9 protein-coding genes are annotated in these 13087 nt (G+C 71.0%); 5 read left to right on the top strand and 4 right to left on the bottom strand.

The features are described 5' to 3' along the window. The 3 genes from ACWC21_RS08330 to ACWC21_RS08340 form a co-directional block, all read right to left on the bottom strand. Positions 1 to 2802: an amino acid adenylation domain-containing protein gene (locus tag ACWC21_RS08330; protein ID WP_450879397.1), complete on the bottom strand. Its 2802-nt coding sequence runs from the start codon at positions 2800 to 2802 to the stop codon at positions 1 to 3. An 82-nt stretch (positions 2803 to 2884) separates the two neighbouring features. Further along, entirely contained in the window at positions 2885 to 3709 is an 825-nt protein-coding gene (locus ACWC21_RS08335; protein ID WP_450879399.1) for an SDR family oxidoreductase, read from the bottom strand. A 501-nt stretch (positions 3710 to 4210) separates the two neighbouring features. Further along, positions 4211 to 5362, bottom strand: a complete 1152-nt coding sequence (locus ACWC21_RS08340) for an acyl-CoA dehydrogenase family protein (protein ID WP_450879401.1) — start codon at positions 5360 to 5362, stop codon at positions 4211 to 4213. Between the two features lie 430 nt (positions 5363 to 5792). Here ACWC21_RS08340 and ACWC21_RS08345 point away from each other — a divergent pair, with 430 nt between their 5' ends. From ACWC21_RS08345 to ACWC21_RS08365, 5 genes are all read left to right on the top strand, one after another. Next, positions 5793 to 6767 (top strand): cytochrome P450, encoded by a 975-nt coding sequence (locus ACWC21_RS08345; protein ID WP_450879403.1) that lies wholly within the window; start codon positions 5793 to 5795, stop codon positions 6765 to 6767. 255 nt (positions 6768 to 7022) lie between these two features. Beyond that, positions 7023 to 8090, top strand: coding sequence for a polyprenyl synthetase family protein (locus ACWC21_RS08350; RefSeq protein WP_450879405.1), 1068 nt, complete (start codon positions 7023 to 7025; stop codon positions 8088 to 8090). After that, positions 8087 to 9004 (top strand): terpene synthase family protein, encoded by a 918-nt coding sequence (locus ACWC21_RS08355; protein WP_450879407.1) that lies wholly within the window; start codon positions 8087 to 8089, stop codon positions 9002 to 9004. Before ACWC21_RS08350 ends, ACWC21_RS08355 begins: the two co-directional genes overlap by 4 nt. A gap of 10 nt (positions 9005 to 9014) precedes the next feature. Beyond that, complete coding sequence (locus ACWC21_RS08360) at positions 9015 to 10376, top strand: cytochrome P450 (protein WP_450879409.1); 1362 nt, start codon at positions 9015 to 9017, stop codon at positions 10374 to 10376. A gap of 116 nt (positions 10377 to 10492) precedes the next feature. Further along, positions 10493 to 11851: a cytochrome P450 gene (locus ACWC21_RS08365; protein ID WP_450879411.1), complete on the top strand. Its 1359-nt coding sequence runs from the start codon at positions 10493 to 10495 to the stop codon at positions 11849 to 11851. Here ACWC21_RS08365 and ACWC21_RS08370 read toward each other — a convergent pair. Then, positions 11848 to 13032 carry a cytochrome P450 family protein gene (locus tag ACWC21_RS08370; protein ID WP_450879413.1) on the bottom strand — a complete coding sequence of 395 codons (1185 nt, stop codon included), beginning with the start codon at positions 13030 to 13032 and terminating at the stop codon, positions 11848 to 11850. The two genes, ACWC21_RS08365 and ACWC21_RS08370, sit on opposite strands and share 4 nt — an antisense overlap. Positions 13033 to 13087 lie beyond the last annotated feature (55 nt).

Genomic DNA, 13087 nt, shown 5'->3' on the forward strand with positions numbered 1-13087 from the left:
TCAGGGCAGGTCCAGCAGCCGGCCGGGCCGGGCGGCCCGTGCCTCACCGCGCGGTCCGGCTTCGCCGCTGTCCAGGAAGGCCAGCAGGGTGCGGACCGTCGGCGCACGATAGAGGTCGCGCAGCGACAGGTCCGGCATCGCCCGTTCGCGCAGCGCCGCGGCCAGCCGGACGGCCAGCAGCGAGTTCCCCCCGAGTTCGAAGAAGTCGTCGTCGAGTCCGACGGACGTGCCGAACACGCTCTCCCAGACGGACAGCAGGACCTTGCCCCGCTCGCTCAGCGTGCCGTCGGGGCCGCCCGGGCGGCGGGTGAGGGTGGCGGACGGGACGGGCGCGGGCAACCGCGACGCGTCGAGCTTGCCGTTGGCGGTGAGTGGCAGTGCGGGCACCGCCGTCACGGTGCTGGGCACCATGTGGTCGGGGAGGAACCGGGCGGCTCGCCGGCGGATCCCGGCGGCCCGGGCCGCGTCACCGTCGGTGAGCACCACGTACGCGTCCAGCCTCGCACGTTCGGTCCCCGGGTGGCTGACGACTACGGCCGCCTCCCGCACCGACGGGTCGTCGAGCAGGACCGAGCGGATCTCGTCCGGTTCGACGCGGAAACCGCGCAGCTGTATCTGCGCGTCGAGGCGGCCGAGGTGTTCGAGCGTGCCGTCGGGAAGCAGCCGGCCGCGGTCACCGCTGCGGTAGGCCCGCAGACCCGTGTCCGGATCGGTCAGGAACCGCTCGGCGGTCAGTTCCGGGCGGCGAAGGTAGGCGGCGGCGACGCCGGCTCCGCTCACCTGGATCTCGCCCTCCACCCCGGCGGGCAGCATCCGGCCCTGCGGGTCCGCGATGTGCACGCGCCAGCCGGGCAGCGGCCGGCCGACCGAACGGGTCCCCGACAGCGCGTCGGCGCGGGTGAGGGTGTGAGCGGTGACGTGGACGGTGGTCTCGGTGATCCCGTACATGTTGACCAAACGGCAGACGCTCGCCGGGCGGCGGTCCAGCCACGGACGGAGCACCTTCGCGTCCAGCGGCTCACCACCGAAGATCACCAGACGCGGCGACAGGGCGGCCCGGGCCTGCTCGTCCACGCGGACCAGCTGGGCGAACGCCGACGGAGTCTGGCTCAGCACCGTGACCCGCCGGTCCGCCAGCAGCCGGTGGAACTCCTCCGGGGACCGGGACACCCAGTACGGCACCACGACGAGGGTGCCGCCGGTGAGCAGGCAGCCGAACATCTCCCACACGGAGAAGTCGAACGCCGCCGAGTGGAACATCGTCCAGACGTCGTCGGGACCCAGGCGGAAGTCACCGGCCGTGGCGTCCAGCAGCGCGACCACGTTGCGGTGCGGCACGACCACCCCCTTGGGCCGCCCCGTGGACCCGGATGTGTAGATGACGTAGGCGGCGTCCTCCGGCCGTGCGTCCTCGCCCCGGGGTTCGCGCGCCGCCGCCGGCTCTCCATACCCCGCCTCCCCCGGCGACGCGGCGCCGTGCGACGGCTCCCCGGCGCGCCGGAACAGATCCGCGGGATCGTGCCGGCGCGCCACGGTGCCGACGTGCCGTTCGGCGCCCACCACGAGCACCGGGTCGGCGTCCCGCAGCATCCATGCGATCCGTTCGGCGGGCTGCGCCGGATCGAGCGGGACATAGGCCGCCCCGGACATCAGGACGGCGAGCAGCACCACGACCAGGTCGGCCGACCGTTCCATGCAGACCCCGACCCTCTTGCCGGGCCGGGCGCCCAGGTCACGCAGGACAGCGGCCGTTCTCCCGGCGCGCTGCTCCACCTCCCGGTAGGTGAGACGGTCCCCGTCGCACACCACGGCCGTCCGGTCGCGGTGCAGTGCGGCCTGCTCCGCGAAGATCCCGTGGATCGTCCGCTGCCTGGCCGGCGCCGGGACGCCGGCGCCGCCGAGCCGCCGCAGCGCCTCCCGCTCCTGCGCGTCGAGCAGTTCCAGGCCGGCGACACCGGCGTCGGGGGCGGCACCGGCCAGGTGCCGGGCCACGTGGAGCACATGCCGGGAGAACCGCTCGACCGCACCGGCGGAGAACCAGTCGGTCCGGAACAGCACCTCCAGGCGGATCCGCGTCCCCGAGACGCGCAGCGGGCAGAGCGCCATCGGATACGGCGGCTGCTGGAAGGGAAGATAGTCGAGCAGTTCGGCGCCGTCGCCGGGGCGGGGCAAGTCCGAGGCATCGGCTACGGCGACCCCCGCGTCGGGCCACACGGGCTTCCGGGCCGCCGACGACAGGAGTTCCGCAGCCGTCGGTCCCGGCGGTTCACGGCACTCGTAGCGGGCCAGGACGAACTCCACGGCAGCCCGCAGCAGCCGGGTGAGGTCCTCCGCGCCGATCGCCCGAGCAAGTTCCCCGACAGCGCTGTGCCGCCCGCCGCCCGGTGGAGCGCCCGCGGTCACCAGACCCCAGCCCGGCGGTCCGGCAACCGGAGAGACGGCGGGGAACACGGCCTGCGCGCATCCGGCGGGCGCGGTACCCGAGCGGACGGGCTCCGCTCCGCCGGGGAGCCCGGTGACCCGCTCGACCACTTCCGGGAGGTGCACATGGCGTCCGGCGGTGACGACGAGATCGACGACCCCGTCAGCGTGGTCGAGCACTACGGCCCGGAAGGGGCCCGCCGACGACGGTCCGGGGCCCCGGACCAGTTCGGCGGCCCGCCGACGGAGGGCCGCCGGGGTGCCGGAGGCCGAGGGCACGTACTCGTACCAGACGGACGCGCCGCGGAGCCCGGCACCGGCAGGGGGCTCACGTAACCTGTACAGGGCCGCGTGGCGTCCGGCGCCGCCCGCCTCGCACATGTTGCCTCTCCTTCGGTAGCAGGTTTCGGTAGGAGGGATTCGGTGGCAGGGATCACCGGGCTCGGGGTCTCCTCGCCTGGGATCAGCGGGCCGTGAAGCCACCGTCGACCGGTACGACGGCTCCCGTCACCTGTGCCGATTCGTCGGAGGCCAGCCAGACCGCGGCTGCCGCCACATCGGCCGGTTCGACGAGCCGGTTCATCGGCTGCCCCTGCGCGAACAGCGCCTCGTGGTCCTCCACCGGGACGTCGAGACAGCGCGCGATCTCGGACAGCATCCGGCCCTCCATCAGATCGTCGTCGCGTACGGACCCAGGGCAGAGCGCGTTGACGCGGATCCTGAAGGGCGCGTAGTCCAGGGCACTGGCGCGGGTCAGCCCGACGAGCCCGTGTTTGGCCGCGACGTATCCGGCGAAGTGGCGGTACCCGACCATCCCGGCGGTCGAGGAGACGTTGACGATGCTGCCTGCCCGGCGGGCGACCATGCCGGGAAGGACGGCCTTGGTCATCAGGAAGGCACCGCTCAGGTCGACGTCGAGCATGAGCCGCCACTCCGCGTCCTCGATCTCGTGGAGGGCCTTGCCCGAAGGCGCCGCCACCCCGGCGTTGTTGACGAGGACGTCGACGTGCCCGAACCGCGTCAGCGCGTCGTCGACGGCACGCCGTACGCCGGCCGCGTCCCGGACGTCCGCCTGGGCGCAGAGCACGGACGCGCCGTGCTTGCGGCAGAGGTCGGCGGTGTGTTCCAACTGGCCCGGCGTACCCAGCGGGTAGCCCACGGCGGGCAGGTCACCCGCGATGTCCAGCAGCACCAGGTCGGCGCCCTCGGCGGCGAACGCGGTGGCGCACGCCCGCCCCAGCCCGCGAGCAGCACCCGTGACGATCGCGCACTTCCCCTCCAGCCGCAAACGCTCCCTCCCCCTCTCGGGACTCCGGGCACATCAGCATGTCACGCACATGACCACCAGACCAGAGGACCTCCTGCCCACGACGAGTGGCAGACCGCTCTGAGCCTGCTGGAGGAGTTCGGGGACGGGCGACCGCTGCCCCTGGCGTTCTGGCAGCGGCTTGCCGGGACGGCTGAGCGACTGGACCTCGAGCGGAGCGCGGCTTGGTGCCACTGGCGATGCTCGGAGATCCGAAACGGAACGTTCCGGGCGGACCTGACACTCCGTCCCCCCTCACTCCCGCTCACCGGACGCACGTGGAAGCCGGCCAACGGATCAACCTGCACGAGGACCGAACCGTGGCCGGCACCGCAGTCGTGCCGAGACTCACCTCCCTGCCGCCGCCAAGCGCACGAGATGACGCCGACTGCCCCGCGCGGGATGGGACGCGGGCACACGCAGAGGGGAGCGTCAGCGCCCCCTCCTACGGTTCGCTCGCCTGACGGCTGGTCACGGGCGGTGTCAGAGCCCCATGGACTTGGCGACGATGGTGCGCATGATCTCGCTGGTGCCGCCGAAGATCCGGCCGGCTCTGTTGTCGGCGTACAGCCGGGCGATCGGGTGGTCCATCGTGAAGCCCAGACCGCCGTGCAGCTGAAGGCACTTGTCGAGCACGCCGGTCGCCGCCTCCGTGCAGTACAGCTTGGTCGCGGCCGCCTCCTCGGCGGTCAGTTCCCCGGCGTCGAACGCCTCCAGGGCCTGGTCGACGACCGCCTGCAGAGCGTTCACCGTCACCTTGCAGTCGGCGAGCACGAACTTGGTGTTCTGAAAGGCTGCGACGGGCTTGCCGAAGGCGGTGCGCTCGCGGACGAAGGCGGTGGTGAGCCGGACCGCCGCTGCGGCGTGGGCGTACGCGCCGACGGCGATGCCCAGCCGCTCCTGCGGGAAGATGCCGGCCAGACAGGCGAAGGCGTCGCCCGGCTCGCCCACCACGTCCCCGACGGGGACGCGCACGTCCGTGAAGGTCATACCGACGATGTCGGACGAGCGCAGGCCGAGCGTGGCCGGCTCCGAGTCGACCGCCACGCCCGGGGCGCGGGTGTCCACGGCCAGCAGGGACATGCCGCCGCGCCGGTCGGTCCCCGTGGTCGCGGTGCGGCAGGCGACGAGCACCAGATCCGCCTGGGCGCCCCCGGACACGTAGGCCTTGCTGCCGTTGAGCAGGTAGTGCGTGCCGTCCTCGGACAGCTCGGCCGACGTCCGGATGCCGGCCACGTCGGAGCCGGCCTCCGGCTCCGTGATCGCGATGGCCGTCATCAGCTCGCCCGTGACGAACCCCGGCAGCCAGCGCCGCTTCTGCTCGTCGTTGGTGTAGTCCACCAGGGTGGCCGGGAGGGCCAGGTGGGCGCTGGCTCCGCCGAAGGTGACGCCGGCCCTCGCGCACTCCTCGGCGATGACGGCGTTGAACTTGAAGCCCTTTGGGCCGGTTCCGCCGAACTCCTCCGGGACACCGAACCCGAAGATGCCGAGTTTGCCCAGCTTGCGATAGAAATCACGGGGCACTCGCCCGGCGGTTTCCCATTCCGAATAGAAGGGTATGACCTCCGCCTCGATTAACTCGCGCACCTGAGTGCGGAAGGCGTCGTGTTCGTCCTGGAAAACAGTGCGCCGCACCGTTCATCTCCCTGCTGCTCTGATCGGTGTCTTCGCCAACGGCTCGAACGTAATACGGAGTCGAGGCCAGTGTCCAGGGACGGCGGGCCTTGTCACCCACGGCCCCCATGTGCCTAGTATTCAGCCACCGGGATCTCGGCCGCTTCGCGGACCGGCGGTCCCGCATGCCGATTTCATGGGGGAGACTGGTATGGAACCACCGGGCAACGAACCTCTATTCAATGCGCGCGATCCGCGATTGCGCACCGACCCGTACCCTCTCTACAAACGCCTCCGGGACGCCGAACCGGTCCATCGGACGCCGTACGGGCACTGGGTGGTCTCCGGATACGACGAGGTCTCCGCAATCCTGCGAAAGCCCGAGTTATCCAGTGAATATCCACAAGACCCGAAATGGGCCGCGCACCGGGGCGGACAGGACAGCCCGGTCGTGCGGGCCACCCGGAGCTGGATGCTGATGCGGGACGGGCAGGCGCACCGTCGGCTGCGCGGTCTGGCCAACCCGGTGTTCACCGCACGGGCCATCCGTGAGACGGCTCCCCGCATGACCGGCATCGTCCACAGGATCATGGACGAAATGGGCGACGGCCGGAACGTCGACCTCATCGGGTCCCTCGCGGCCCTCGTGCCCGTGTCCGTCTTCTGCGGCCTGGGCGGCCTGCCGGTCGAGGACCGTGACCTGTGCCGGAAGTGGACCGACGCGCTGAGCCACGTCATCGACCCCGCCATCGACGCCACCACCCGCCGGGCCATGAACGACGCGGCGGAGGAGTTCGGCGAGTACATCGCCGAACATCTGGCACGACGGCGCCGCGACCCCCAGGACGACATCATCTCCCGCCTGCTGCTGGCGGACTTCGACGGCGGGAAGCTCTCCGACGACGAGATCATCGCCAACGTCATGATGTTCTTCATGGGCGGTCACGAGACGACCGTCAACCTCATCGGCAACGGCATGCTCGCCCTGCTCCGCCACCCCGACCAGCTGCGCCTCCTGCGCGAGGAGCCCGGCCTCATCGACAACGCCGTCGACGAACTGCTGCGGTACGACGCACCCGTCCAGCTGGTGGCCCGCATCACCACCGGTGACCTCGAGGTCGGGGACACCACGATCCCGGCCGGCTCCAAGGTGATGGTCCTTCTCGGCGCCGCCAACCGCGATCCGCGGCGTTACGCCGGTCCCGACCGCCTCGACCTTCGGCGCTCCGACATCCGCCCGCTGTCGTTCGGGGGCGGCCCGCACTACTGCATCGGCGCGCTCCTGGCCAAGGCCGAGGCCCGCCTGGTCTTCACCGAACTGCTGCGCCGGCATCACGACATCAGACCGGTCCGCGAGGACGTCGTCTGGCACGCGAAGGTCAACATCCGCGGACTCAGAGAGCTCCGCGTGGACCTGATCCGCTGACGCCTGCCGGCCTGCGGTGCGCGGGGCCGTGTCGCCCCGCGGACCGTGTCAGGCCGGGATCTTCCTGGCGGGCGGACGACCGTACCCCTGCCCGCCCATCATCCGGCCCGTTCGACAGTGTTCCGCCCGAACGCCGTTTGCCGCACCGCCGTTCTCCGCCCAGGCTCTCGGCGCGACACGGGGATGCCGGTGTGCACCGTCCTGTGCGTGGAACCGATTTGACGGGCCCTACGAGTGGGGATGTAGCGCAGAAACATGAGTACCCACACCATATCTCCCGACATACTGGACCCGGTCGCCACGAGGGCGGCCGTGGACACCGTCCTCTTCGATTTCTTGCACAATCACCGAAACAACTCCGGGCAACGACAGTTGACCCATCTCGTGAAACTGCTTGAAGAATTCATGGTGGGCGGCAAGCGAATACGCCCGATTCTCACCGTGCTGGGGTGGCAGGCGGCCGGCGGAGAAAATGACTTGACGACCGTGGTACGCGTGGCCGCGTCACTCGAGATGTTTCACGCGTTCGCTCTCATCCATGACGACATCATGGACGACAGCGACACCCGGCGCGGCCGTCCGACCATCCACCGGATACTCGCCGGAAAACGCGGCAACGACCGCACCGAGCGTTTCGGAATCGGCGGAGCCGTGCTGCTGGGCGACCTCGCCTTCGCCTGGTCGGACGACCTTCTGCACACCGCCGACCTCACCCCCGTACAGTCGGCGGCGGTGCTGCCGATCCTCACCGAGATGCGCACCGAAGTCATGCTCGGCCAGTACCTGGACCTGCGGGCGACCGGTGAGCTCACGGACGACGTCGATGGCACCCTGACCGTCAACCGCTACAAGACCGCCAAGTACACGGTGGAACGGCCGTTGCACATCGGCGCCGCCCTTGCGGGCGCCGACGCCCCGACCCTGGCGGCCTGCACCGCGTTCGCGCTGCCTCTCGGGGAGGCCTTCCAGCTCCGCGACGATCTGCTGGGCGTGTACGGCGAGGTCCGGGACACCGGCAAGTCCCGTCTGGACGACCTGCGGGCCGGCAAGAACACCACCTTGGTCGCGCTGGCGATGCGCGCGGGTGACGCGGCACAACGCGCCCGGCTGCGCACGCTGATCGGCGACCCCGGCCTGGGCGAGGCCGGCGCCGAGGAGGTCCGCGCGATCTTCGCGGCCACCGGCGCCCGGGACACCGTCGAATGCATGATCGACGACCGTTACCGGCGGGCGCTGGACGTGCTGGACGCCGCCCCCTTCACCGCCGAGGCGGTCACCGCCCTCAAAGACCTTTCCACCATGGCCACCAGGAGGAACTCATGACCGCGGATCTGACCGCACCGGCCGCACCGGCCCCGGCCGGGACGGCCCGCCACTGGCAGGAGTGCACCGACCGGTTCGCCGCCCTGTTCGACCGGCACGTCGGGTACGCGGCCCAGAAGGTAGCCATGACGGACGCCGAGCTGCGCGAGGTCATCGACGCCTGCAACCGCGCGGTCGCCCCGCTCGGCAAGAGCGTCTCGGACAAACGCTGGATCTCCTACATGGATGTCGTGCGCTGGTCGCAGAGCGCCCGCCACATCAAGGACATGGAAGCGTTCAAGGCCGTCTGCGTGCTCAACTGCGTGACCTTCGTGTGGGACGACATGGATCCGGCCCTGCACGACTTCGACCTCTTCCTGCCCCAGCTGCGCGCGGTGTGCGAGCGGTACTACACCCCGCAGGACGCGGAGTTCGCCTACGAGGGCGCCCGAGCCTTCGTCACCAGCGACCACATGTTCCGTGACTCGGAGCTCAAGAGGGTGCTCTGCGGCACCTCGCCCGAGCAGTACTTCCGTTTCCGCGTCACCGACGTCGGCGTGGACTTCTGGATGCGGATGTCGTACCCGATCTACCGCCACCCCGAGCTGACCGAGCACTCCAAGACGGGACTGGCCGCCCGGATGACGGCCCGCGGCCTGGCGATAGTCAACGACTTCTACTCCTACGAACGTGAGCAGGCCCTCGGGCAGATCACCAACTGCTTCCGACTGTGCGACATGTCCGACGCGGCCGACTTCCAGGCGTTCTTCCAGGCCCGTCTCGACGACATGGCCGAGGACATGGAGTGCATCAAGGCGTTCGACCCGCTCACCCGGGACGTGCTGCTCGACCTCATCCAGGGCAACTTCGTCTGGACGACCCGGGACCGGCGCTACCAGGCCGCGGTCAACGACGTCAACTCCCGGATCCAGTAGGGGACCCGGGATGACCACCACCCCCAGATCGCCCTCGGTGGAACGGTCCTGGCGGATCGGCGCCGCGCCCGGCGCCGTGCCGCTGCTCGGACACGTCCCCGCGCTGTGGCGCCGCCCGTTGGAGTTCCTCGCCTCGCTTCCCGCCCACGGCGACCTGGTCGAAGTCCGGCTCGGTCCCACCCGCGCCTATCTGGCCGCCCACCCCGAACTGGTCCGGCACGTCCTGCTCAACCCGCGCGTCTTCGACAAGGGCGGGGTCTTCGACAAGGCGCGCCAGCTCCTCGGCAACAGCCTCTCGGTCTCCCGCGGCGAGGAGCACCGCTTCCAGCGACGGCTCATCCAGCCCGCGTTCCACACCACCAAGATCGCCGCCTACACGACGGCGGTGGCCGCGGACACCCGTACCGTCACCGACGGCTGGCGAGCCGGCGAGGTCCGGGACATCGGCGACGCCATGCACGCCCTGCTGATGCGGGTCGCCGCCCGCACCCTGTTCTCCACCGGGCTCGGCGAGGACACCATCGAGGAGGCCCGGCAGTGCCTGCGGACGGTGTCGCAGGGCATCTACCGGCGGACCGTCGCCCCGCTGGGCGTCCTGGACAAGCTGCCCACCCCGGGAAAACGCGCCTACGACCACGCGAACACACGGCTGCGGCAGATCGTGGCGGACATGATCGCGCTACGGCGCCGGCCCGACGCCGACCACGGCGACCTGCTCTCCACGCTGCTGCGGGCGGAGCACCCCGAGACCGGAGAGAGGCTGGACGACGCCCAGATCCTGGACCAGGTCGTCACCTTCCTGGTCGCCGGCAGCGAGACCACAGCCTCCACCCTTGCGTTCGTCTTCCACCTGATGGGCACGCTCCCCGAGGTGGAGCAGCGGGTGCACGCCGAGGTGGACGGCGCGCTGGAGGGCCGGACGCCGGTCTACGACGACCTGCCCATGCTGCCGTACACCCGCAATGTCATCACCGAGGCGCTGCGGCTGTATCCGCCGTCGTGGATGGCGATGCGGGTCGCGGCCGAGGACGTCGAACTCGGCGGCCGGACCATCCCCGCCCGGACGATGATCCTCTACAGCGCCTACGCACTGCACCACAACCCCGAACTCTTCCCGGACCCCGAGACCTTCGACCCGGGACGCTGGGAGGGCGAGCGGGCTGCCCGGGTACCGCGCGGGGCATTGCTGCCGTTCGGCGCGGGCAGCCACAAGTGCATCGGCGACGTCCTCGCGCTCACCGAGACGGCACTGATCGTCGCGACCGTCGCCGCGCGCTGGCGGCTGCGCCCGGTCCCCGGCAGCCGGCTGCGCCCCGTACCGAAGGCCACCCTGGAGTCGGGTCCGCTGCCCATGGTGCTGGAACGCCGCTGACCTGTCTGCCCCTCCTTCCGCTCCCTCGCCTTTCCTCTCCCTCGCCCTTCTTCTCTCTCCCCTTTTCCCTGTTTTCCCTTCTCTCCGTCCGTACCGACTCAGGGGGCGCATCCGGCATGAAGACCCAATCCGACACGGTCAGTCGCAGATGGCGGATCGCCAAGGCGCCGGGCCGGCTTCCGCTGGCGGGCCACGCGCTCCACCTGGCGCGCCGCCCGCTGGAGTACCTGTCGTCGCTGCCGGCCCTGGGCGACCTGGTCGAGCTGCGGCTGGGCACCCGGCTCACCTATCTGCCCTGCCATCCGGAGCTGGTGCAGGACGTGCTGCTGAACGCGCGGGTCTACGACACCGGAGGCCCGGTGAAGGAGAAGGCCCGTCCCATCCTCGGCAACGGGCTGATCACCTCCGACTGGGCCGACCACCGCAGACAGCGGCGGATGGTCCAGCCGGCCTTCCACCCCACGCGCATCGCGACGTACGCCGAGGTGATGCACGAGGAGTGCGCGGCGCACGTGGACGCCTGGCGGCCGGGCCGGCCGGTCGACGTCGGTGACGCGATGCAGGCGCTGACCACGCGGGTGACGGCACGCGCCCTGTTCGCGACGGAGATGGCGCCGCACTCCGTCGCGGAGGTCCAGCGCAGCCTGCCCGTCATGGTGCGCGGCGCGTTCCGCCGGGCGCTCGATCCCACCAGTCTGATCGCCAGGCTGCCGCTGGCGGCCAACCGTGAGTTCGACGCCGCGCTCGACCGGTTGCACACCCTCATCGACGGCATCATCGGGGACTACCGGCGCTCCGGTGAGGACCGCGGCGACCTGCTGTCGGCGCTTCTGGCCGCGCGGGACGAGGACAACGGCGGCGCGCTGACCGACCGGGAGGTCCACGACCAGGTCATGACTCTGCTGCTGGCCGGCGTCGAGACCACCGCGAGCGCCCTGACCTGGGCCTGGCATCTGCTGGCGGCCCACCCCGAGGCTGAGGCGCGGCTGCACGCCGAGGTCGACGAGGTGCTGGGCGGCCGAACGCCGACGTACGCCGACGTGCCGAGGCTGGCCCACACCCAGCGGATCTTCACCGAGACCCTGCGCCTGTACCCGCCGGCCTGGATGTACACCAGGATGACCACCCAGCCCACCGAACTGGCCGGTCATCCGCTGCCGGCCGGGACGGACATCCTGATCAGTCCCTACGTCATCCACCGCATCCCGGAGTTCTTCCCACGTCCGGACTCCTTCGATCCGGACCGGTGGCTGCCCGAGCGCGCCAAGGACGTCACCCGTGGCTCGTATCTGCCGTTCGGGGCGGGCAGCCGCAAGTGCATCGGTGACGTCTTCGGGATGACGGAGGCGACGCTCGCGCTGGCCGCCCTCGCGTCCCGTTGGCGTCTGCGGCCCGTGCCGGGCACCACCGTCTCGCCCCGGGCCGAGATGAGCCTGTCGGCCGGGCCGCTGCCGATGGTGCCCGAACCGCGTTAGCGGAAGGTGACGGGGAGCGCGTGCAGGCCGCGGAGCATCAGGCTGGGGCGCCACCGCAGGCCGGCGGGGTCGGTGTCCAGGGCGAGGCCGGGGCACCGCTCCAACAGGGTGCGGAAGGCGATAGCGCCCTGCATGCGGGCCAGCGGGGCGCCCAGGCAGTGGTGGATGCCGTAGCCGAAGGCCGTGTGACCGCGGGTGTCGCGGCGGATGTCGAAGCGGTCGGGCTCGGCGAACCGCCTCGGATCGCGGGAAGCGGCGGCGAGCACGACGGCCACAGAATCCCCCGTGCCGATCACCGTGCCGTCGATGTCCACGGGCTCCTTGGCGTAGCGGAACGCCGTGGTCTCCACCGGTCCTTCGTAGCGGAGCATCTCCTCGACCGCGTTCTCCAGCAGGGACCAGTCGCCGCGCAGCGCCGCCAGTTGGTCGGGGTGGCGCAGCAGGGCGAGCGTTCCGCTGGACAGCAGGTTGGCCGCCGTCTCGTAGCCGGCCACCAGCAGCACGAAGGCCATGCCCAGCATCTCCTCGGGCGTGAGGCCGTCCTCCTCCTGGCCCAGGCGGCCGGCCAGCGCGCTCAGCAGGTCCTCGCCGGGATCGCGCCGCTTGGCCGCGACGAGCTCGGCGAGGTACCCGGTCATCGCCTGGGCCGCGGCGGCGGCGACCTCGGGCCGGGTGAAGTCGGTGCTCTCCAGATACCAGTCGTGGAAGGTCTTGCGGTCGCTCGCCGGTACGCCGAGCAGTTCGCAGATGACGGCCAGCGGCAACGGCAGCGCGAACGACTCGACCAGGTCCGCGCGGCCCAGCGGCAGCATGGCGTCCACCAGCTCGTCCGCGATCCGCTGGATCTTGGGACGCAGCGACTCGATACGCCGGGAGGTGAACTCCTTCGCCACAAGCCCCCGCAACCGGGTGTGCTGCGGCGGGTCCGTCTGCACCATGTTCAGGCCGATCGAGTTGCCTCCGTCGTCCTGCCACCCGGCGGAGTGCCTGATGTCGTTGGACAGCCGCGCGTCGGCCAGCGCGGCCCGCGCCTGCGCGTGCCCCACGACCAGCCAGAACTCCCCCGACGCGGCGGTGCGGACCCGGTGCACCGGCCCCTGCGCGCGCATCCGCTCGTAGACCGGATACGGATCGTCGACAAAAGGCCGGCCAAGTGCTGTCAGATCTTCGAATCCCGTCAAGGACAACGGTGTTCCTCGCTTCGAACTCGCTGGTGCGGCTGAGCGGGGCGTACTC

It is taken from the genome of Streptomyces sp. NPDC001348 (assembly GCF_053597535.1).

What these genes read in the sequence shown, in the direction of transcription:
- ACWC21_RS08330 (WP_450879397.1), bottom strand. Translation starts at nt 2,802, where the DNA reads ATGTGCGAGGCGGGCGGCGCCGGACGCCACGCGGCCCTGTACAGGTTA.
- ACWC21_RS08365 (WP_450879411.1), top strand. Translation starts at nt 10,493, where the DNA reads ATGAAGACCCAATCCGACACGGTCAGTCGCAGATGGCGGATCGCCAAG.
- ACWC21_RS08360 (WP_450879409.1), top strand. Translation starts at nt 9,015, where the DNA reads ATGACCACCACCCCCAGATCGCCCTCGGTGGAACGGTCCTGGCGGATC.
- ACWC21_RS08350 (WP_450879405.1), top strand. Translation starts at nt 7,023, where the DNA reads ATGAGTACCCACACCATATCTCCCGACATACTGGACCCGGTCGCCACG.
- ACWC21_RS08355 (WP_450879407.1), top strand. Translation starts at nt 8,087, where the DNA reads ATGACCGCGGATCTGACCGCACCGGCCGCACCGGCCCCGGCCGGGACG.